The sequence below is a fragment of the Variovorax sp. LARHSF232 genome, assembly GCF_052871435.1.
Genome location: NZ_JBIXJS010000009.1, coordinates 136058 through 157942, shown reverse-complemented (window position 1 = coordinate 157942; position 21885 = coordinate 136058). Strand labels below are relative to the sequence as shown.

19 protein-coding genes are annotated in these 21885 nt (G+C 68.6%); 10 read left to right on the top strand and 9 right to left on the bottom strand.

Features of this window, described 5'->3' with window-relative positions; genetic code table 11:
• Positions 1–2: 2 nt before the first annotated feature.
• The 6 genes from ACIPRI_RS21355 to imuA all read right to left on the bottom strand — a co-directional run bounded on the left by ACIPRI_RS21355 (position 3) and on the right by imuA (position 7258).
• Positions 3–563 (bottom strand): NADPH-dependent FMN reductase, encoded by a 561-nt coding sequence (locus ACIPRI_RS21355; RefSeq protein WP_446623483.1) that lies wholly within the window; start codon positions 561–563, stop codon positions 3–5.
• A gap of 17 nt (positions 564–580) precedes the next feature.
• A complete protein-coding gene (locus ACIPRI_RS21350; protein ID WP_446623482.1) occupies positions 581–775 on the bottom strand; it encodes a hypothetical protein in 195 nt (64 codons plus the stop codon).
• Positions 776–845: 70 nt separating this feature from the next.
• Complete coding sequence (locus ACIPRI_RS21345) at positions 846–1592, bottom strand: hypothetical protein (protein ID WP_446623481.1); 747 nt, start codon at positions 1590–1592, stop codon at positions 846–848.
• A gap of 45 nt (positions 1593–1637) precedes the next feature.
• Complete coding sequence (locus ACIPRI_RS21340; protein WP_446623480.1) at positions 1638–5066, bottom strand: error-prone DNA polymerase; 3429 nt, start codon at positions 5064–5066, stop codon at positions 1638–1640.
• Entirely contained in the window at positions 5059–6480 is a 1422-nt protein-coding gene (locus ACIPRI_RS21335; RefSeq protein WP_446623479.1) for a DNA polymerase Y family protein, read from the bottom strand. The genes ACIPRI_RS21340 and ACIPRI_RS21335 overlap by 8 nt, the downstream gene beginning before the upstream one ends.
• Positions 6449–7258: a translesion DNA synthesis-associated protein ImuA gene (gene imuA / locus ACIPRI_RS21330; protein WP_446623478.1), complete on the bottom strand. Its 810-nt coding sequence runs from the start codon at positions 7256–7258 to the stop codon at positions 6449–6451. Before imuA ends, ACIPRI_RS21335 begins: the two co-directional genes overlap by 32 nt.
• Before the next feature lie 238 nt (positions 7259–7496).
• On the opposite strand from imuA, the gene ACIPRI_RS21325 reads away from it, so the two are divergent.
• The 8 genes from ACIPRI_RS21325 to ACIPRI_RS21290 all read left to right on the top strand — a co-directional run bounded on the left by ACIPRI_RS21325 (position 7497) and on the right by ACIPRI_RS21290 (position 16951).
• Positions 7497–8849, top strand: coding sequence for a collagen-like triple helix repeat-containing protein (locus tag ACIPRI_RS21325; protein WP_446623477.1), 1353 nt, complete (start codon positions 7497–7499; stop codon positions 8847–8849).
• A gap of 19 nt (positions 8850–8868) precedes the next feature.
• Positions 8869–10557 carry a ShlB/FhaC/HecB family hemolysin secretion/activation protein gene (locus tag ACIPRI_RS21320; RefSeq protein WP_446623476.1) on the top strand — a complete coding sequence of 563 codons (1689 nt, stop codon included), beginning with the start codon at positions 8869–8871 and terminating at the stop codon, positions 10555–10557.
• Positions 10558–10636: 79 nt separating this feature from the next.
• The gene (locus ACIPRI_RS21315; protein WP_446623475.1) at positions 10637–12478 is read left to right on the top strand and encodes an ABC transporter ATP-binding protein; all 1842 of its coding nucleotides are present in this window, start codon (positions 10637–10639) and stop codon (positions 12476–12478) included.
• Positions 12479–12568: 90 nt separating this feature from the next.
• Entirely contained in the window at positions 12569–13909 is a 1341-nt protein-coding gene (gene argG, locus ACIPRI_RS21310; protein WP_446623474.1) for an argininosuccinate synthase, read from the top strand.
• A gap of 388 nt (positions 13910–14297) precedes the next feature.
• Entirely contained in the window at positions 14298–14951 is a 654-nt protein-coding gene (locus ACIPRI_RS21305) for a CDP-alcohol phosphatidyltransferase family protein (RefSeq protein ID WP_446623473.1), read from the top strand.
• 20 nt (positions 14952–14971) lie between these two features.
• Positions 14972–15604, top strand: a complete 633-nt coding sequence (locus tag ACIPRI_RS21300; RefSeq protein WP_446623472.1) for a histidine phosphatase family protein — start codon at positions 14972–14974, stop codon at positions 15602–15604.
• Between the two features lie 37 nt (positions 15605–15641).
• Entirely contained in the window at positions 15642–16610 is a 969-nt protein-coding gene (locus tag ACIPRI_RS21295; RefSeq protein ID WP_446623471.1) for a DnaJ C-terminal domain-containing protein, read from the top strand.
• A gap of 5 nt (positions 16611–16615) precedes the next feature.
• Positions 16616–16951: a chaperone modulator CbpM gene (locus tag ACIPRI_RS21290; RefSeq protein ID WP_446623470.1), complete on the top strand. Its 336-nt coding sequence runs from the start codon at positions 16616–16618 to the stop codon at positions 16949–16951.
• A gap of 10 nt (positions 16952–16961) precedes the next feature.
• On the opposite strand, the gene ACIPRI_RS21285 is transcribed toward ACIPRI_RS21290, so the two are convergent.
• Positions 16962–17150 carry a DUF3606 domain-containing protein gene (locus ACIPRI_RS21285; RefSeq protein WP_446623469.1) on the bottom strand — a complete coding sequence of 63 codons (189 nt, stop codon included), beginning with the start codon at positions 17148–17150 and terminating at the stop codon, positions 16962–16964.
• 45 nt (positions 17151–17195) lie between these two features.
• Positions 17196–18287, bottom strand: coding sequence for a helix-turn-helix transcriptional regulator (locus tag ACIPRI_RS21280; RefSeq protein ID WP_446623468.1), 1092 nt, complete (start codon positions 18285–18287; stop codon positions 17196–17198).
• A 153-nt stretch (positions 18288–18440) separates the two neighbouring features.
• On the opposite strand from ACIPRI_RS21280, the gene ACIPRI_RS21275 reads away from it, so the two are divergent.
• Together ACIPRI_RS21275 and ACIPRI_RS21270 are read left to right on the top strand one after the other, a co-directional pair.
• Complete coding sequence (locus ACIPRI_RS21275) at positions 18441–20591, top strand: hypothetical protein (protein ID WP_446623467.1); 2151 nt, start codon at positions 18441–18443, stop codon at positions 20589–20591.
• 11 nt (positions 20592–20602) lie between these two features.
• Entirely contained in the window at positions 20603–20974 is a 372-nt protein-coding gene (locus tag ACIPRI_RS21270; protein WP_446623466.1) for a hypothetical protein, read from the top strand.
• Between the two features lie 10 nt (positions 20975–20984).
• Here the strand turns inward: ACIPRI_RS21270 and mmsB are convergent, their stop codons facing one another.
• Positions 20985–21884, bottom strand: coding sequence for a 3-hydroxyisobutyrate dehydrogenase (gene mmsB / locus ACIPRI_RS21265; protein WP_446623465.1), 900 nt, complete (start codon positions 21882–21884; stop codon positions 20985–20987).
• Position 21885: the final 1 nt, after the last annotated feature.

The window sequence follows — 21885 nt, the reverse complement described above, 5'->3', positions numbered from 1 at the left end:
GTTCAGCCGCGCTTGCCTTGCACATAGGCCGCGAACCCGGCCACGAACTGCGCCAGCCGCTCGCGCGTGGCTGGATCGGCCAGGCGGCCGTCGGCATCCATCAAGGTGTTGGCACGCGCCACCATCAGCCGAGCGCCCGACCAGGCGTCCATCTGCAAGGTGCGCAGCACCGGCAGCCAGGCGTTCTGGCTCAGGATCGTGCCGAAGCCCCCGGGCGAGGCGCCGCACAGCGCCACCGGCTTGCCGCTGAAGACGCGCCCAATGTCGCCGGCGGGCCGGCTCAGCCAGTCGATGGCGTTCTTGAACACGCCCGGAATGCCGTTGTTGTATTCGGGGGTGAAGAGCACCACGCCGTCGGCCTGGGCGATCAGCTCCTTCAGCTCGGCCACGGCCGGCGGAATGCCTTGCTCGGCCTCGATGTCGCCGTCGTAGAGGGGAATGCCGCGGATGGACCCCGCCACCAGTTGGCAGCCGGCTGGCGCCAGTTCGATGGCGGCGTTGAGCAAGGCGGTATTGAAGGACGCGCGGCGCAGCGCGCCGGAGATGCCGATGAGTCGAGTCATCGGCGAAGCTTAAGCGCTCAAAAGAGCAGGCGCTTGGCGATGACCGCGATCACGATGAGCGCCACCACGCCCAGCACGATGTTCAACCAGCCGCGGCTTGCTGCTGCCGGCCGCCGTTTTTCCTGGATATCCATGCGCAGCGAAGCAAACTCGGACCGGTCGGGCTTGTCGCGCGCGGAGTCGTAGTACGGATTTTTGTCTTGGGGCAACATGATGTAAGTCATTGTGCTTACTTCTCATGTTTGTGTCCATTTGTCCTTTGGCTGGGCCGCGACTTTTTTCTCAGCCTTCCGCCTCTCCGTTCAACAGCCCCTGCACGCCCTCGTCGAAGCCCGGCACGGGCTGCGCCTTGGCCAGCGCCATCCAGACCGGGAACGGCAGACGCGGCAACGCGCGATGCTGGGCCGGGCGCAGCACCACCAGCGGGCCGCCCGCGGGCTTGGCCAGCAGCACGCCGCATTCGGGCGGGATCTCGTCGGCGGTCGCGATCGGCCGGCCGCGGGCGTCGCAGCCCAGCACGTACCAGCACTCGCCGCCCAGGTCGAGGTAGGCGGCGCGCTTGTCCGGCTTCTTCAGGTCGGACAGGAGGTCGGCGCGGCGCACCTTGATCTCATGCACGACCGGGTGGGCGTAGGCCTCCACGCTGGTGTTGCGGATGGAAAAAACGTCCGGCATGGCGATGCACCAGCGCGGCGGGTCTTGCGGCGTGGCGCCCGCGATGCGCGCCCGCAGGGCGAGGCCACGCCAGGCGATGCGGCCGGCGCGCGTCATCTCGCGCGCCACGCGCTCGACCAGCGCCTCGTGCGCGGTCATCACCGCGCGGTTATCGACCAGGGTGCCGGCAATGCGCGCGATGCCGGCATCGGTCACGCGCAGGGTCTCGTGGCCGTGGGCGGTGCGCACGCGTTCCAGCAGGCCGGCAGCCAATAGCTCGACCTCGATGCTGTCGCAGCAGGGCCAGCCGGCGGAGCGATACATCTCGCGCAGGCGGCGGGCGTGCAGGCGGCCGAGGGGGATCTCCGAAGACATGTGCAAAGGGTATCGAAAAGCTAGGGCCTGTTCACACGACAGGCCCTAGTGAAAGTCGCGGCTCTTGCTGTTCTCGGCCAGCCGTCCCAGGAGATGCGTCAAATCCTTGAAGCCGGTGGCCAGCACGTGGCGCACCTCGCCGCCGCTGTCGACGTCGCGCTGCCAGGTGCCCTGCACTGCCAGGAGCTTGGCCTTGAGCAGCGGCTCGCGCCACTCCTCGGCCACCCGCTCCCAGACGATCACGTTGATGTTGCCGGTCTCGTCTTCCAGGGTGACGAACATGGTGTTGTTGGCGGTCTGCGGGCGCTGGCGGCCCATCACGATGCCGCAGGCGCGCACCATCTGGCCGCTTTTCAGGTCGCGCAACTGCGCCGCGCTTGAAAGGCGCATGCGCGCCAGGCGCGGGCGCAGCAGCGCGAGCGGATGGCGCCGCAGGGTGAAGCCCAGCGAGGCGTAGTCGCCGACGATCTCCTCGCCCTCGGGCGCGGCCGGCAGTTCCAGCGTCTGTTCGTGAATCGGCACGCCCTTGAGCAGGGCCGGTGCGCGGCCTCCCATGCCACGGGTGGCGGTGGCGTCCCAGACCTGCTGGCGCCGGTGGCCGGAGAGCGAAACCAGCGCATCGGCCGCTGCCAGCGCGCCCATGTCGCGTGCATCGAGCTCGGCGCGCAGGGCCAGGTCTTCGGTGCTGGCAAAGGGCATCTGGACGCGGGCTTGGACGATGCGCTCGGCGCCGGCTTCGCTGAGGCTGCCGACGCGGCGCAGGCCCAGGCGCACGGCCGGCTGCGGCGCATTGCCACGGCGCTTCGCAAAGCGCGCGTCGGCGACGAGCGCCAAGGCAGCGGGCTCCAGGGTGCAATCGAGTTCGCTGTGCAGCACATCCACCGGCCGCACCTCCACCCCGTGGCGGCGCGCGTCCTGCACCAGTTGCGAGGGCGAGTAAAAGCCCATGGGCTGCGAGTCGAGCAAGGCTGCCAGGAAGCAGGCCGGCTCGTGCAGCTTGATCCAGGCGCTGACGTAGACCAGCAGCGCAAAACTGGCCGCATGGCTTTCCGGAAAGCCGTATTCGCCGAAGCCCAGGATCTGCTGGAAGATGCCCTCGGCAAAGTCGGGCGCATAGCCGCGATCGATCATGCCCTGCACCAGCGGGCCGTAGAACTTCTCGATGCCGCCCTTGCGCTTCCAGGCCGCCATCGAGCGGCGCAGACGGTCGGCCTGATCGGCCGTGAAGGCGGCGGCGATCATCGCGATCTGCATCACCTGCTCCTGGAAGATGGGCACGCCCAGCGTGCGTTCCAGCGCCGGCTTGAGCGCGGGGTACGGGTAGTCGACCTCGCCACCCTTGCGCAGGATCTCGCGCTTTTTCAGATAGGGATGCACCATGCCGCCCTGAATGGGGCCGGGGCGCACGATGGCGACCTCGATCACCAGGTCTTCATAGGTGCGCGGCTTCAGGCGCGGCAGCATCGACATCTGGGCGCGGCTCTCGATCTGGAACACGCCGATGGTGTCGGCGTCGCAGATCATGTCGAACACCTTCTCCTCGCCCTGCGGGATCTGGTACATGGCCAGCGGCGTGTTGCGCCAGTGCGCACGCAGGTCGAGCGCGCGCCGGATCGCGCTAAGCATGCCCAGCGCCAGCACGTCGACCTTGAGCATGCCCATGGCTTCCAGGTCGTCCTTTTCCCACTGGATGATGGAGCGATCCTTCATGGCTGCGTTCTCCACCGGCACCAGCCGCGTGAGGCGCGATTGGGTCAGCACGAAGCCGCCCACATGCTGGCTCAAGTGCCGCGGAAAGCCCTTGAGCGTTTGCGTGAGCTCGATCCACTGCACGAGCTTGAAGGCGTCTTGCGTCACGCCGCAGCGCTCCTGCGCCTCTTGCAGGCGCTCGGCCATCACCTTGTCGCTGAACCAGTAGTGGTCCTTGGCGAACTCGTCGACCAGGCGCGCGTCCACGTCCAGCGCCTTGCCCACGTCGCGCAGGGCACTGCGCGATCGATAGCAGATCACCACCGCGGCGATGGCGGCGCGCTCGCGGCCGTACTTCTCGTAGATGTACTGGATCACCTCTTCGCGCCGCTGGTGCTCGAAGTCGACGTCGATGTCCGGCGGCTCGCGCCGCTCGCGGCTCATGAAGCGCTCGAACAGGAGGTTGCCGGTCTCCGGATTGATGGCGGTGATGCCCAGGCAGAAGCACACCGCCGAATTGGCCGAGGAGCCGCGGCCCTGGCACAGGATCTTCTTGCTCTTGGCAAAGGCCACGATGTCTTCCACCGTGAGGAAAAACATCTCGTAATTCATGTCGCAGATGAGCGTGAGCTCGTGCTCGAGCTGCTTGCCCACCTTGGGCGGGATGCCGCCCGGAAACTTCTCATTCGCACCCGCCCAGGTCTTGCGTGCCAGGCTCTGGGCCGGCGTCTCGCCGCCGGCGACGGTTTCCAGCGGGTACTTGTAGTGCTCGCGGATCACGTCCAGGTTGAAATGGCAGCGCTGCGCCACCACGGCCGTGTGGGCCAGCAATTCAGGTGGGTAGAGCTGGGCCAGGCGCATGCGCGCGCGCAGGTGCCGTTCGCCATTGCCCTGCAGCGCAAAGCCGCATTCGGCCACGCTCTTGCCTTCGCGCACGGCGCTGACCACGTCCTGCAAAGGCTTGCGCGAGCGCAGGTGCATGTGCACGTCGCCGCTGGCGATGAGCGGCACGTCCGTCTTTTCGCCGGCGCGCTGCAGGGTGGCGAGCCACAGGTCGTCGTCGAACTCGTTGAACAGCTCGACCGCCAGCCACAGCTGAGGGCCGAAGCGCTGCCGGGCGCGCGTGAGATCGGCGCACAGCAGGTCTTCGAAATCCGCTGACGGGCCGCCCGGCGAACGCTTGGGCGCCAGCAGGATCTCGCAATGCGTCAGCGAGGCGAGGTCGCTCTCGTCCCAGCTCACGTGGTACTCGCCCTTGGGCGCGCGCACAAAGCAACCTTCGCCCTGAAGGGCTTCGGTACTCGTCTTGGGAGCGGCCCGGCGACTCGTGCGGGCGGCAGTGATGAACTCGCACAGGTTGCCCCAGCCTTCGAGGTCATGCACCAGCGCCACCAGCCGGAATCTGCCGAAGTCGAACTCGCTGCCGGGCAGGAAGCGAAAGCCTTCGTTGCGCGGCTGTGGCGCTGCTTCGGGATGCGCCTTGTCGTGCTCGTCCAGGGCTTCGAGCAATTCGCGCAGGCCCACATGGGCGCGCACCACGCCGGCCACCGAGCATTCATCGGTGAGGGCCAGGGCCGAGTAGCCCAGGCGGTAAGCGCGTTCGATCAACTCTTCCGGATGCGAGGCGCCGCGCTGGAAGCTGAAGTTGGACAGGCAATGCAGCTCGGCATAGGCCGGCAGCGCAGGCGGCGGCCTGGGTGCCGGCTGCTGCCGTGGCGGCGGCGACGGCCGGCGCGGCAGCGCGATCACCTTGGGCGGGCGGCGCGGGGGGCGTTGTTCAGGCATAGACGCCTTGCAGGAACCAGCGTGCTGGCTCTTCCGTCAACCAGGCCGAAGACCGCTCGCGAAAGACCCACACCAGGCCCGCACCAGGACTCTCGGCAATGAAGTAGTCGCGCACCGCCAGCTGGCCTTCATTCCACCAGCCGGCCTCCACCCGCTGCGGGCCGACCAGCCGGGCCAGGCGCCCCTGGTAGTGCGGCTGGCCCTCGCGAACTTCCAGCGGCAGCGGCTCGCGCAGCAGCCAGGGGGGATAGAGGGCACCCGATTGCTGTTGCTGCTGTTGCTGCTGCGCCTCGGATCTGGCCGGCGCCTTCCTGCCCGCTCGCGCAGCGGACGATGCGGCCAGCGCGGCGCGCCTCCAGCTTTGCATGCGCTCGGGCCGGTGGTCGGCCTGGGCCACCGGCATCAGCACCTGGTCCGGGCCCAGGCGGGCGCCGAGGCGTTCGACCAGCTCGTGCAGCTTGTCGCCCTTGCGGTTGTCCTCGGGCAGGAAGCTGGTGCTGGCGCCGGCCCAGGGCACGGTTTCGAGCGAACGCAGTGCAATCCAGTTGGCCGGCGCGCCCAGCCGGGTCAGCGCCAGGCGTTCGCTCAGCAGGCGGCGCAGGTGCGCCATGTCCTGCGTGGGCTGGGCGGTGCGCACGGCGATCTGCTCCTGGCGCGGCAGGTCGACGCCGTTGTAGCGCTTGAGGTCGAGCGTCCATTGCAGCTCCAGCGCCAGCACGCCGCGCTGGCGAGCGCGTAGCCAGATCTGCAGGCTGGCCAGCAAGCGGTTGGCCGACCACAGCAGCTCGGAGGCGTTGTCGGCCAGCGCGGGCAGCTCCAGCTTCTGCTCGAACAGGTCGGGCAGTTGCAGCCAGCGGTGCTGTTCGGGCACCCGGCCCCAGGCCGCATCGAGCGCGTCGCGCAGGCCGGTACCGAAGCGCCGCACCAGCCCGCCGCGCGGCAGGGCATCGACATCGCCCCAGCTGCGGCAGCCCATGCGGGCCAGCAGTTCGAGGTGCTCGCGGGCGGCGCTCAAGGTGTCCAACGGCAGGCCGGCAGGCCAATCAGGCGTTGGCCGCTGGCCACGCGCAAACAGGCGCAGCCGCGCCAGCGCGACCAGGCTGGTGGCGCCATGGGCCTGCTGGATGCGGGTGCCGGCCACCGGGTTGAGCCGCGCCAGTTCGCGCATCAGCGCAAGCCGACCACCCCACAGGCGCTCGCAGGCCGAAACCTCCAGCAGCAGGGCTTCGTCCAGCCAGGCAACGCGCGGCGTGAACTGCAAGGCCCACCAGCCCAGCGCTTCCATGCTGGGCAAGGCGAGATCCGGCGGCCGCCGGGCCGCCCCAAGGCCGCCGGCGGCCCCCTCGGGGGGCAGCGAGGACACGCAGTGCCGAGCGTGGGGGTCAGGCAACCAGCGCAAGGCGATCCAGTGCATGGATGCCCTCCTTCATAGGCAAAGGCTGCGCCTCGATGCGCACCACCGCCGCCGCGCCCTCCACCACTGCACCGCCCACCTGCTGCTGGCGCGCCTTGCGGCGCAGCTGGCTGGCGGCCAGCAAGGCGGCCAGGCGCTCGCTGCGTGCCGGCAAGGTGAGCGGAGCGGCCAGCGGTGGGCCGCGGCGCTTGAGGATGCGGATGTCCATGTGCTGCGGCCCGGCATCGGACAGCGCCAGGCGCAACCGCGCCGGCGAAGCCGATTGCGCCGCCGATTCGGGCCGGAACACGAAGAGCAGCGCCTCATGCTGCGCCGCCGCCAGCTGCAGCCGGCGCAACTCGCCCACCCGGGCGCGCGGCAGCCAGGCCAGCACGGCAGCCACCTCGGCGCAGCGCAGGGCCTGCTCGCAGGCCCACAGGCGCGCGGCCGGGGCCTCGCAGCGGATCCACAGCAGGGCCTCGGGCGGCAATCCGCCGGCCGCCAGGGCCGGGGCAAAGGGTTCGTAGGGCGCACCGATCAGGGCCACTGGCGCGCTCTTCTTCTGCTGCACCACTTGCGCCAGCGCCGGCAGCAGCAGTTGCCAGGCATGCGCCTGCGGCTGGGCCTGCAGCAACTCGGTCAGCGCGCCCACCGGCCAGCCGCCACCGGGCAATTGCGCATCGAGCGCGGCATGGCCGGTGGGCAGGGCCGCGGCGTCGGCCGCGCCCAACTCGTCACCGCGCCAGATCGGTTGGCCGGCGGGAGCGACGTAAGCGGCGGAGAGGGAGAGAAGGCCCATGATGGAAGAATAACTGTATTTTTATACAGTCTTTTCGTCCATCATCAAAGTTGATTAGCACTTCTGACAGAGTGATTTCTTCACATTCGAACACCTTGTCTCAATTTTGAGAACTTTGCACATACTTGTTTTGGATTGTTACCCAGACCTATCCTGAACCAGCCTGACGCACGTCGCCAGGTCGGACAAAAGCTCAATCGATTCAGCAATTCGCAGGTTCCAACCAGGAGGTCCCTTCATGACAGTCCTTTCCCATACGCAACTCGCTTCCTTCGTGCGCACGGCCAGTGCCGTCGCTGCGCTGGCGGTCCTGGCCGCCTGCCACTCCAGCGGCAAGCTGCAAAGCGATCTTGGCGGCACCAGCGGTGGCCCCCCCGGCGGCATCTCCGCGGATGGTGGTAGCGGTAGCGGCAGTGGCGGTGGCGGTGGAGGCACCACCGTCGGCGGTGGCGGCTCGGGCGGCGGCTCCGGTGGTGGCTCGGGCGGTGGCAATGGTGGCGGCACCGGCGGCGAAACCCTCAAGCCCTCGGCCACCGGCCAGATCGTCGGCGGCGTCGGCGAAACCGTGAGCGGCGTCGGCAACGCCGTGTCGGGTGTGGGGCAGAACACTCCGGCGGGCGGCGTCATCGCCAACGCGGGCAACACCATCGACAAGGTCGGCGACGCCGTCAGCGGCGGGCTGGGCCAGCTCGGCAAGAGCACCGATCCGGTCGGCGGCACCCTGGGCGGCCTGCCGCCGGTGGTGGTGGGCGCCGGCCAGACGGTGTCCAGCGCCGGCGCGCTGGTCACGACCGTGGGCCAGCAAACGCCGCTCAGTCCCGTGACCTCGACCGCAGGCGGCCTGGTGGACAAGGTGGGTGACACCGTCGTCGGCGTGGGCGGCAAGCTGCAGACGGTGACCGACAACCCGGCGGTGCGCCAGGTCACCACCGGGCTCAACAGCCAGGTGATCGTTCCGATCGACCGCACCCTGACGGCCACCACGCAGCAGCTGGGCGATAGCACGGGCCTGGGCGTGCCTGTGGCCGGCGTGACCAGCCAGGTCGGCGGGGCTCTACAGGGCAACCAGCTCACCTCGGGCCTGGGCGACTCGGTCACCGCGGCCGGCGGCCTGCTGACCAGCGGCAGCGGCGCCGGTGCGGGCGGCGGGCTCACCCCGGTGGTGGGTTCGATCACCGCAGGCCTGGGTGTCGGTGCCGGCGCGGGTGCCAGCATCGGCAGCGGCGGCATCGCAGCCGGTGCCGGCGTGGGGGCAGGCGCAGGGATCAGCGTGGGCTCCTTGGGTGGCTTGAGCACCGCCACGGCGCCGGTCACCACGGCCCTGGCACCTGTGACCGCGGGCCTGGCTCCTGTGACGACGGCCTTGGCTCCGGTGACCACGGTGCTGGCGCCGGTCACCACCGCCATCGCCCCCATCACGTCGCCCGTGGCCACCGCACTGGCCCCGGTCACGACGGCCATCGCGCCGGTGACGGCCCCCGTCACCACGGCCTTGAGCGGCGGCACCAGCACGGGCGGCACCGGCAGCACGACGACCCTGGTCAACAACACCCTGAACACGGTCGGCGGCCTGGTCGGCGGCCTCAAGTAAGGGTGCCTGACGGATGCCGATGCGTCTTTCCTGTATCGGCATCGCCGTCACCGTCCTCGCCTGCGCCACCTCGGCGCAGGCGCAGCGGGCGACGTCGATCGCCGTCGACCCGCTGGATCTGCTCCCCAAACCGGCGTCCCCGGCGCAGCCCACCCCGGCGCCTCAACTGGATCTGAAAACGCCGGCCGGCCCCGGTCGGCTCGATCAGCGCCTGACCCCCGCGCGCTTCGACATCGAGGGCGTCAACGCCCTGCCCTTTGCCGATCTGGCGGGGCTGTTCGCTCCCCTGGCCGGCCAGCCGGTCACGGTCGGCCAACTGGCCGCCGTGGCCCGCGTGGCCAGCGCCAAGTACCGTGATGCCGGCTACCCGCTGTCCTTCGTCTACCTGCCCGAGCAGGACTTCGCCGGCGGCGTGGTGCGCGTGGTGGCGGTCGAGGGCTACATCGCCAGCGTGCGCATCGAAGGCGATGCCGGCGCGGCCGAACCCAAGCTGCGCGAAATGGCGCAGCTGCTGCAGGCCGACAAGCCGCTGCGCCTGGCCACCTTCGAGCGCGCCACCCAACTGATGGCGCGCCTGCCGGGCCTGGCGGTGACAGCCGATGCCGCCATGCCGGGCACCACCGACGGCGCCACCGTGCTGGCCTTGAAGGTGCAGCGCCAGCCCTACAACATCTCGCTGGGCGGCGACATGCGCCAGCCGACCTCGCGCCTGGTCCTGACCGGCCGCGTCGGCGACCTGCTGGCCTCGGGCAGCGACCTGACCGCTTCGACCCTGCTGGGCAACTACTCGCGCGAGAAATTCGGATCGGTGGGCTACACCCAGTTCGTCGGCGCCGACGGGCTGGCCCTGAAGACCACCTATTCCGACTACCGCGGCTATCCTGACGAGGCCATGGGCAAGGGGTCGCTGATCGAGCGCTACAACACCAACAAGCGGCTGGAGTTCTCGGGCAGCTATCCGCTCATGCTGACGGCGCGCAGCAGCCTGTTCCTGAGTGGCGGGCTCTATGGCGTGGACAACGTCGACGAGTACAGCGTGCCCTCCACCGGCGCGCAGCTCACCGACCAGACGCGCATACGCGCCGCCTTCCTGCAGTTGGCTTACGTCGACGCCACGCCCGAGCGCAGCCGCAACGCCAGCGCGATGCTGGCCCAGGGCATCGACGGCATGGGCGCCCTGGCCGAGTTGCGCAGCAACGTGCCTGGCCTGTCGGGCCCCGGCCCCGCCAAGCTGAACTTCACCCGCCTGTCTTTCGACATGAGCCAGCGCGACCGCTTTGCCAACCTTTGGGGCACGGCCGTGTCGGTCGGCGGACAGATCAGCGGCGACACCTTGGCAAGCTCCGAGCGCGTGTCCTTTGGCGGCTCGCGCTATGGCCGCGGCTACGCAGCGGGCGACGGCTCGGGCGACAGCGGCCTGGGCGTGGGCCTGGAACTGAACCGCGCCTTTCCCTACGACAGCCAGTGGCTCCGACAGATCGAGCCCTACGTGCTGCTGGAGGCGGCCCATGTCTCGACGCACGTGGGCAGGCCGGTGCCGCGCGACCTGGGCTCCGCCGCCCTGGGCCTGCGCCTGACGGACAACCGGCACTACAGCCTGGACGTGGCGGTGGCCAAGCCCACCGGCGACGCGGCGTTGAACAACCCTCAACGCGACGTGCGCGTGAGCCTGCTGCTGAGCTACCAGCTGGAGGCGCTGGGCCGCTAACGCGGGGCCATTGCGGGCCGCGGCAGCTGCCTGCGGCGCGCGCGGCTAAAGTCTCGCCTCCTTCCGGGAGACAAGACCTTTGTTTCGCTTCTTCGAAAAACTGCTTCACCCCTATCCAGCCGATGAGCCGGCGGCACCGCCGCATGGCTTCGCGGCTTTTTTGTGGGCCTGCACCGAGGGCCTGCGCGGCAAGATCCTGGCGATGGCGCTGCTCACCGCCGCCATGTCGGCCTTCGAGGCGCTGCTCTTTGCCATCATGGGCCGCATGGTCGACTGGCTGTCGGGGATCGCGCCGCAGCAGCTGTGGGCCGAGCGCGGCGCGGCGCTGGGCTGGTTCGCCTTTGCCCTGGCCGCCAGCATCGCGGTGGTGGCGCTGCAGACCATCGTCAAGCACCAGACGCTGGCGGTGAACCTGCCGATGCGCCTGCGCTGGAACTTCCACCGCCTGATGCTGGGCCAGAGCCTGGCCTTCTACCAGGACGAGTTCGCCGGCCGCATCACGGCCAAGGTGATGCAGACCGCGCTGGCCGTGCGCGACACGCTCTTCGTGCTGGCCGATGTGCTGGTGGCGATGATCGTGTACGTGGCCACCATGGTGATCCTGGCCGGCGTGTTCGACCAGTACCTGATCTGGCCCTTCTTGATCTGGCTGGCCCTCTACATCGCCAGCATGGTGTATTTCGTGCCGCGCCTGGGCAACATCGGCATGGCGCAGGCCGACGCCCGCGCCATGATGACCGGGCGTGTGACCGACGCCTACACCAACATCGCCACCGTCAAGCTGTTCTCGCACACGCAGCGCGAGGCCGGCTTTGCGCGCGCCGCCATGCAGGACTTCATGGCCACCGGCTACAGCCAGATGCGGCTGGTGAGCGCCTTCGAGATCGTCAACCACACGCTCAGCATGGGCCTGACGGCCGGCATGGCGGGCCTGTCGCTGTGGCTGTGGTCGCAGGGCACGGTGGGCGTGGGCGCGGTGGCCGCCGCCACCGCGATGGCGCTGCGGCTGCAGGGCATGTCGCACTGGATCATGTGGGAGATGGCCAGCCTGTTCGAGAACATCGGCACCGTGCAGGACGGCATGAAAACGCTGTCGCGCCCGCGCACGGTGCTCGATGCGCCCGATGCCTTCGCGCTGGAGGTGCCGCGCGGCGAGGTGCGCTTCGAGGACGTGAGCTTCAGCTACGGCGGCACCGGCAAGGAGCACCGGCGCGTCATCGACCACCTGACGCTCATCGTGGCGCCGGGCGAAAAGATCGGCCTGGTGGGGCGATCCGGCGCCGGCAAGTCGACGCTGGTGAACCTGCTCTTGCGCTTCCACGACCTGGAAGGCGGCCGCATCCTGGTGGACGGACAGGACGTCTCGCTGGTCACGCAGAATTCGCTGCGCCAGCACATCGGCATGGTGACGCAGGACACCTCGCTCATGCACCGCTCGGTGGCCGACAACATCGCCTACGGCCGGCCCGACGCCACCCAGGCGCAGATCGAGGCCGCCGCCCGGCGCGCCGAGGCACATGAGTTCGTCCAGGGCCTGAGCGATCCGTCGGGCCACAAGGGCTACGCGGCGCAGGTGGGCGAGCGCGGCGTCAAGCTCTCGGGCGGGCAGCGCCAGCGCATCGCCATCGCCCGCGTGATGCTGAAGGACGCACCGATCCTCTTGCTGGACGAGGCCACCAGCGCGCTGGATTCCGAGGTGGAAGCCGCCATCCAGGCCAGCCTGTACCGCCTGATGGAAGGCAAGACGGTGATCGCCATCGCGCACCGCCTGTCGACCATCGCCGCCATGGACCGCCTGATCGTGCTGGACGAGGGCCGCATCGTGGAAGAAGGCGACCACCGCAGCCTGCTGGCGCAGGGCGGCCTGTATGCGCGGCTGTGGGCGCACCAGAGCGGGGGCTTCCTGGGCGAAGAGGACTGAAGCCGGAGCCTGCCCCCGGTTGTGGTCCAATTTAGGGTTCTCCCGCAGCGCAATTCCCGGGCCCCAGGCCCGCCAACGAGTCGAAGAATCATGAGCACGATCCTGCAAAACCTCCCCACCGGCCAGAAGGTCGGCATCGCCTTCTCCGGCGGCCTGGACACCAGCGCCGCCCTGCTGTGGATGAAGAAGAAGGGCGCCCAGCCCTACGCCTACACCGCCAACCTGGGCCAGCCGGACGAACCGGACTACGACGAGATCCCGCGCAAGGCCATGGCCTATGGCGCCGTCAAGGCGCGCCTGGTCGACTGCCGCACGCAACTGGTGGCCGAGGGCATCGCCGCGCTGCAGGCCGGCGCCTTCCACATCTCCACCGCCGGCGTCACCTACTTCAACACCACGCCGCTGGGCCGCGCCGTGACCGGCACCATGCTGGTGGCCGCCATGAAGGAAGACGACGTCAACATCTGGGGCGACGGCTCGACCTTCAAGGGCAACGACATCGAGCGCTTCTACCGCTACGGCCTGCTCACCAACCCGTCCCTCAAGATCTACAAGCCCTGGCTGGACCAGACCTTCATCGACGAGCTGGGTGGCCGCAAGGAGATGAGCGAGTTCCTCATCGCCAACGGCTTCGACTACAAGATGAGCGTGGAGAAGGCCTACAGCACCGACTCCAACATGCTGGGCGCCACGCACGAGGCCAAAGACCTGGAGCTCCTGAGCTCGGGCATGCGCATCGTGAATCCGATCATGGGCGTGGCCTTCTGGAAGGACGACGTGGCCGTCAAGGCCGAAGAAGTGACGGTGCGCTTCGAGGAAGGCCAGCCGGTGGCGCTGAACGGCAAGCGCTTCGCCAGCGCCGTCGAGCTGATGGAAGAGGCCAACCGCATCGGCGGGCGCCATGGCCTGGGCATGAGCGACCAGATCGAGAACCGCATCATCGAGGCCAAGAGCCGCGGCATCTACGAAGCCCCCGGCATGGCGCTCTTGCACGCCGCCTACGAGCGCCTGGTGACCGGCATCCACAATGAAGACACCATCGAGCAGTACCGCATCAATGGCCTGAAGCTCGGCCGCCTGCTCTACCAGGGCCGCTGGTTCGACCCGCAGGCCATCATGCTGCGCGAATCGGCCCAGCGCTGGATCGCGCGTGCCATCACCGGCGAAGTGACGCTGGAGCTGCGCCGCGGCAACGACTACTCGATCCTCAACACCGAGTCGGCCAACCTCACCTACAAGCCCGAGCGCCTGTCGATGGAAAAGGTGGAAGACGCGCCCTTCTCGCCGGCCGATCGCATCGGCCAGCTGACCATGCGCAACCTGGACATCGTGGACACGCGCGACAAGCTGATGACCTACGTCAAGACCGGCCTGCTGGCGCCCTCCACCGGCACCGAGCTGCCGCAGCTCAAGGACGAGCGCAAGGCCTGAGCCAGCCTCTGAGCCTTCGCTGGCGCGTCCTACACGCGCCGCCAAGCCCTGCTGACGCCGGCTGCGCGGTGCGCGGCCGATGCTGGAGCCTTCTTCGAGAACAGGAGGCGCCGGCCGTGAACTCCATCATCTACATCATCGGGCTGATCGTGGTCATTGCGGCCATCTTGTCCTTCTTTGGCCTGCGCTGAGGGTGCCGACGCGCCTGACGTCGGCCTTCATCGGCCCTTGCGCTCGGGCATCATGGCGGGCATGCAAGCTTCATCGACGACGACGCAAGCGCCCCGCCCCCTGGTCATCCTGAAGACGGGCGACACCCTGGACGCGCTGCGCGATGCAGGGCGCGGCGATGTGCGGCCACTCTGAACAAGAAGAAAAGAGGATCGCCATGGCCACCACTTCTTCGCCCGACACGCAGCGCAAGCCGCGCAAGCACTTCTCGATGATCCGCGGCTTTCATCTGGCCGACGTGTTCACGCTGGGCAATGCCGCCTGCGGCGTGGGCGCGGTGTTCCTCGCGATGGCCTACATGGCCAGCCATTCCCTGCCGCAATTCCTGTGGGCGGCGGCGCTGGCGCCGGCGGCCTTCGTGTTCGATGTGTTCGACGGCCGCATCGCCCGCTGGCGCCAGACCCAGTCGGCGCTGGGACGCGAGCTCGATTCGCTGGCCGACGTCATTTCCTTCGGCGTGATGCCCGCGACGCTCGGTTTTGCCGCCGGGCTGGACGGCGGCTGGGACTGCGCGGTGCTGGTGTACTTCGTCTGCTGCGGCGTGAGCCGGCTGGCGCGCTACAACGTGACGGCGGAGGCACTGGCGGAAGATGCATCCGGCAAGGTCAAGTACTTCGAAGGCACGCCCATTCCCACCAGCGTGGCGCTGGTCGGAATCCTGGCGCTGGCCGCCTGGCAAGGCCGCGTGGGCGACGCCGTGTGGGGCGGCGTCTGGCAGCTGGGGCCGTGGATGCTGCATCCGCTGGTGCTGATGTTTGCGCTCTCGGGCACACTCATGATCAGCAAGACCCTTCGCATTCCCAAACTCTGACTGACGAAGAACAACCGGAAATGGCACAAGGACTCGATGAATTCCTGCGGCTGGGGGGCGAGCTGCCCCTCTCGCCCGGCTGCGACCACTTCTACTTCCTGCGCCACGGGCAGACGGCGCGCAACGTGCTGCGCATCTTCCAGGCGCAGGACGAGCCGCTCAACGACACCGGGCTGGAACAGGCCCGGCGCGCCGCCGAGCTGCTGGCGGACGAGCCGCTTCGCACCATTGTTTGCAGCGACGCGCAGCGTGCCCTGACCACCGCTTTCACCGTGGCGGCGCCGCATGGCCTCCCGCCGCTGCTGCACGAAGGCCTGCGCGAGCGCAACTTCGGCGTGCTGATCGGCACCTCGTCGGCGCAGATCGACTGGACCTGCGACCCGCAGGACGGCGAATCGCTGCCGGCCTTCATGCAGCGCAAGCACGCCGCCCTCTGCGCTGCCCTGGCGCATCCCGGCCCGGTGCTGGTGGTGGCGCATGGCGGCTCGCTCTACGCGCTGGCCGCCATGCTGGGCGTGCCCATGAACATGGGCCTGCTGGGCAACGCGCAGCCCCTGCGATTCGAGCGCGGTGGCGGCGGCGCCGGCTGGCGGGTCAGATCCCTCTTGCAAGATTCGCAGCAAGAGGTGGATCCAGGCGCCGCGCTGGCCTGAAGAAAGCGGGCATCGCGCGCGCGTCCGACGACACGCCATGGACTTCAAGGACTACTACAAGGCCCTGGGCCTGGAACGCGCGGCCTCCGAAGACGAGGTGCGCAAGGCCTATCGCAAGCTCGCCCGCAAATACCACCCGGACGTCAGCAAGGAGGCGGATGCCGAAGCGCGCATGCGCGAGGTGAACGAGGCCTACGACGTGCTGCACGATCCGGAAAAGCGCGCGGCCTACGACCAGCTGGCCGACAGCGTCGCCCGCGGCGGCGGCGGTCCGCAGGGCGAATTCCAGCCACCGCCGGGCTGGGACGAAGGCTTCGAGTTCCACCACGGCCCCGGCCAGCAAGGGCCGGCCGACCATGCGCAGTTCAGCGAGTTCTTCTCTTCCATCTTTGGCGATGCGCAGCGGCGCAGCGCGCAGCGAAGTAACTTCCGCGCGCGCGGCGAGGATCACCACGCCGCCATCGAGATCAGCCTGGAAGATGCGCTCCAGGGCGCCGAACGCGAGATCACGCTGCGTGCGCTCGAGGTGGACGAGCAGGGCCACACGCAATGGAAGCCGCGCACCCTGCACGTGAAGATCCCGCCCGGCGTGCACCCCGGCCAGTACATCCGGCTGGCCGGCCAGGGCATGCCCGGCCATGGCGGCGAGCCGCCGGGCGACCTGTACCTGGAAGTGCGCATCGCGCCGCACAAGCTGTACCGGGTGGAAGAGCGCGACCTGTACATGACCTTGCCGGTGACGCCCTCCGAAGCCGCCCTGGGCGCCCAGGTGCAGCTGCCCACGCCCACCGGCGGCGTGGTCGAGGTGACGGTGCCGCGCAATGCGCGCAACGGCCTCAAGTTGCGCCTGAAGGGCCGCGGCCTGGCCGGCAAGACGCCAGGCGACCTGTACCTGTTGATCGACATCGTGCTGCCGCCGGCCGAGAGCGAGGCGGCACGCAAGGCCTATGAAGAGCTGGCGCGCACCACAGCCTCTTTTGCGCCGCGCCGGCACCTGGGAGTCTGAACACCATGGTCACCATCGCAACAGCAAGAAGCAGCTTCAGCGTCACCGCCATCAGCGACGCCGATCCGCTGGCCGCCAACGAACTGGCGCATGCCTGCGGCGCCGAACTCGAATGGGTGGTTCAACTGGTGGACGTGGGCATCGTCGAGGCCGACGACACCGACCGGCCGCCGCAGGAATGGCGCTTCCAGAGTGCCGCCTTGCAGTGCGCGCTGGAAGCCCGCCGGCTGGAGCGCGACTTTGGCGCGGGCCTGGACGCCGCCGCCCTCATCATCGACCTGGAGCGCGAGGTGCGGCGGCTGAAGGCGCTGCTGAACGCGCAGGGGATCCGCGCGCGCTAGCGGGCAGTGCTCAGCGCTTCGAAGAAGAAGCCAGCTGGTTGCGCACCGCGGTGACGTGGTCGCCGACCTTGGCCAGCGCCTCGTTCAACTGCTGCTCGGTGCAGCTCAGTTGCTGGCACCAGTACTTGAGTTCAACCGGGTCCATGGTGTTGATGCGGCCCGGGTCCAGGGGATGGAAGTGACTCAGATCGTCCGTCATGTCTGCTCCTTTGGCCGGCGCGGTCATTGTGCGCCGCGCAAGAGGCTATGACACGGCCAACGCCATGCGCACCACGTCGATCTGGCGCGCGCGGTCCATTTTTTCCATCAAGGTTGATATCTGCTTGCGCACGGTGTTGATCGACACCCCCTGGGCCAGCGCGTGGGCGGCGGGCGTCTGGCCGTCGGCCAGTGCCGCCAGCACGCGGGCTTCTGCCTGCGTCAGGCCGAAGCCCACGCAGAGGGCATCGATGCGGATGCTGGAAGGTTTGCGCCGGCGGCACATCCGCATGAAGACAAGCGACTCTTCGCCCAGCCGCAGTTGCGCATGGGCGCGTGCAAACTCGAGCCGATGCACCGTGCCGCCCCGGCCGCGCAAAGACAAATAGCACGGCGAGCTGCCCGCCCGCCCTGCCGCCCCCAGGGCATGCCGTAGCGCGTCGCGAAACCTGGCATCGGCATGCCACAGGCATCCGTGCCGCAGGAGCAGGCTCGAATCTGCATCGAGCATCGCCTGCGCGTTCGGCGACATGCGCAGCACCACACCGTTGCCGGTGACGACGAAGGTGGCCTGTTCAAAGGACGCGCTGGCCGACTCGACAGCGTCCAGCCATTGCGCGGCGCGCTTGCGGCGCCGCGCCACTGCCTGCAACAAGGCATCGGAAAAGCGCCGCATCGGCGCACTGGAAATTCGGCGGGCGATATCGTCGCGGGCGACGTCACGCTGGATCGCGATGAACGAGGAGAATTTCGGGCCGTCCTCGATGACGACGCCGACGTACTGCCGCATCCGGTATTGGCACATGAAGTCCACGTAGTACGAATTCCTGCCGCGCTCGGACGACGTCAGAGACTCGTCGGTGTTCAACCAGGTCCCCGGCGCTCGCGGCGTCTCTGGGCAGATCAAGATGTCCTGCGCATGGAAATGACCGGCGTACGCCGCCTGTGTTGCCAGGCTCACGTCAACCTGCTCGAAGGTCGCCAGCTTTCGGCCTTCGAACGCGAGAAAGGTTGCGCTGTCGCCGCCAAGCAGGCCCTTTGCGCTTTGCAGGATGTCGGCCCACGGCGGGGCAGGATCCTCGATGCTATGGACAGCATCGATGGCCCGACGCAGAGCGAGATCTTCGTTCGTTGTCATGTTCTTTCCCGCTGAACGCCAGGCGCGCGACGGCAACGCACGCCACCCGCTCGCAAACGCACTGACGCAAAAGTCACTGTATCCAAGAACGGGCGTCTTTCATCCCCCGAATGAGGGAGCCTGCGCTCATCCTGCCCGTTATCAATTTGCGTGATGCGCGAAGAAACGCTTGGCCCAAGACTTCGGTGCGGCTCGCTCGGGGCGGCGCTTCCAACCAACGGAGTCCACATGTCAAGCTTGTTTTCGCATTCAAGTGTTTCATTGGCCTGCGCCGGCCTGCTGGCGCTTTCCGCATGCGGTGGCGGCAGCAATGGCGGGGGCGGGAACAGCTCGCCCGCCGAGACGCCGCCGACCGGAACGGCACCAACCACGACCCCAGTCGAGGTCAAGGTGATCGACGGTGCGCTGTCCAACGCGCTGGTCTTCCTCGACAGGAACAACAACAGCGCGCTGGACACCGGCGAACCTTCGGCCAAGACCGACGCCTCCGGGAAGGCCTCGATCGATGTTCCGAACGAGGATGTCGGCAAGGCTCCGGTTGTCGCGCTCGTGGGCACCGACGCCGTCGACGCCGACACCGGGCCGGTTGCCGTGCCGTTCACCATGCGCTCGCCCGCCGACCGCACGGGCGTCATCAGCCCGCTGACGACCATCGTGCAGCGGATCGTCGACGACACGGGCGTGACAACGACGCAAGCCGAAGCTGCGGCCATGGGACGCACCGGCATGACGTCGATGCTCGCCGACTACACCCTGGACAGTTCCGCCGGTGGCAAGGAAGCGGCCCTCTTGGCGCGCTTGATGGTGTTGGCCACGCAGCAGCAGACGGCCGCGCTGGCGCCGTCCATCGGTGGCGCGGACATGGGGGGTGGCACCATCACCAGCGCCGACGTCGACCGGGCCATTCTCGGCAGCATGGTGCGCTCGGTGCCCGACATGGCCGCGGCGGCCCGCGGCGCCGACCTGCAGGCGGCCTGCGCCGCGTCGAGCGACGCGGGCTGCCAGTCGGCCCTGCAGGCCCAGGCCGCGCAAATCAACGCCGGGAGCCGCCTGAGTGATGCCAGCCTGCCCCTGCTCGTCGCGGCCTCCCGCGCGCCAAATCCGGGCCCGACCGCCGGCCAACCGGCGAGCGCCGGCGCGACCCTGGCCGACCTCGCCTTCGGCGACGCCAACAACTGGTACTACCGGGTGTTCGTCGCCACCAGCGTAGAAGCGACGCCCAATGCGCAAGGCATGACGCACTACCGCGAATTCCAGCGCGCCAATACCAACGGCGCCCTGGTCGAATGGGGCCATGGGTCCAGCTACGCGCGCCGCAATGACATGCACTGGAACGGCAGCGCCTGGGCCGCGTGCGTCGCGGGCCAGCAAATGCAGCAGACAGCGCGCGACGCGGCGGGGCGAACGGCCGACGGCAACTACTGCGACGGCCTCGAACACTCTTCCTCAGGGCAATGGAGCCTGGACATCGGAGGCCGCAACATGCTGGACGTGGCTCTCGCGATCCGCAGCGCGCTGCCGGTGCATGCCAACTGGGGCAATCCGCCCGCCGGCTATGCAGGCAACAGCAATCCCGACATCGCCTCGTCCGTGCTCCCAAGCGGCGCGAGGCTGACGGCGCAGGCCAGCACAGTGACGTCTAACGCGCTTCAATACGACGCCATTGCGCCGGTGCGGGTCTATTCGGCCGCCGTCGCCGCGGGCGGCGACGCACGCGCAAATCCGTCATCGGCCTGCAACAGCACCGAGGCCATCGGCAGCCCCCTATTGGAGCTGCAGACACTGGAGGAGATACTGGCCAGCAACCGCGGCACACCCTGCCTCTTCAATCAGGGCGCCATCAACAGCAGCGCCAGCCCGACACCGATCCTGAGCCCGGATCCCAATGAATGGTGGGGCAACAGCACACTACGCATCGGCATCGTCGGCCTAGCGCCAGTGCTGGCCAACCCAACGACCTTCTTTACCGGCAACACGGACATTCGCATCGCGTTCCCCGGGGGCGATGCCGTCGGCTACTACGCGTGCCAGCAACGTCACATCAACGGATCACCGCGCAACTGCGTGCCGATCGGCAGCGGCACCTACACCATCGAAACGCTGGGCGACGCACGCGTGCTGCGCCTGACGCAGCCGCCAGCACAAGCCGCATGGCTCGACTTCGAGCGCCTCTTCGTCGAGCGTGGGGGCAAGGTGTACTACGGCTCTCAGCGAAAGCTGAGCACGGGCATGTCGCTGCGCCTGAACCTGCCCGCCACCAATGCGTTCTTTGGCCAGTTGGGCATCCCGCCCGTCACGCCTTGAAGGAGCCTGCCATGCAAGCGATGAAACTCATGGTGGCCTTGGCGTGCGCGGGATGCGCGGGGTGCGCGACCAGCGCCCTCGCACAAGAAGGCCCGCTCACGGCGGAAGAGTTCAACACCCTGATCGTCAACAAGACCTTTCGCGCCAAGACCATCAACGGCAAGACCTACGACGTGCAGCTCAAGGAAGGCGGCTACGCCGTGGTGTCGGTGGACTACAACGATGTGGGGCGCTGGCGCCCCAATGGGCCGGGCGGCTACTGCACGAGCTGGAACAAGCAGACGCTGACCGAGAGCTGCAACGTCATCGTGCGGCGCGAGGGCAAGCTGGCGGTGCTTTCGGCGAACGGCGCGCTGGGCAGCTGGATCGAAGGCATCCGCTGATCGGCCCGGTTCAGCCCTTCTGCACCAGCTTGATCACGCTGGAAAAATCCAGCAGCCCGTTGCCGGCCAGGCTGTGTGCGGCGTACAGGTTGCGCGCCAGCCCGCCCAGCGGCGTGGCGGCGCGGACGGCGGCGGCGTTCTCTTGCGCAAGGCCCAGGTCCTTGAGCATGAGGTCGGTGCCGAAGCCGCCGGCGTAGTTCTTCGATGCCGGCGCGTTCTCCATCACGCCGGGCATGGGGTTGTACTTTTCGAGCGCCCAGTTGCCGCCGGAGCTGCGGCGCATGATCTCGGACAAGACCTTCGGGTCCAGCCCGTTGGCCACGCCCAGGGCCAACGCCTCCGAGGTGCCGATCATCAGGATGCCCAGAAGCATGTTGTTGCAGATCTTCGCGGTCTGGCCGGCGCCGACGCCGCCCGCATGGAAGATGTTGGCGCCCATCTTTTCCAGCACCGGGCGCGCACGCTCCAGGTCGGCGACCTCGCCGCCGACCATGAAGGTCAGCGTACCGGCAATGGCGCCGCCGGTGCCGCCCGAGACCGGTGCATCGATCATGGCGATGCCGCGCTTGGACGCTGCCTCGGCCACCTTGCGCGAAGTACCCGCGGCGATGGTGCTGCTGTCGATCACCAGCACGCCGGCGCGGATGTGCTCCAGCAAGCCGACCTTGCCGTCACCGCCGCCCAGGTAGAGCGACTCCACATGCTGGCTGGCCGGCAGCATGCTGACGACCACGTCGGCGCCCGCCACCGACGTAGCGGCCGACTCGGCAACGGCGACCCCTTCGTCCGCCAGCTTCTGGCAGGCCTCGGCCGACAGGTCGAAGGCGCTGACCGCGAAGCCCGCCTTGTGCAGGTTGAGGGCCATCGGGCCGCCCATGTGGCCCAGGCCGATGAATGCGATCTTTTGCATG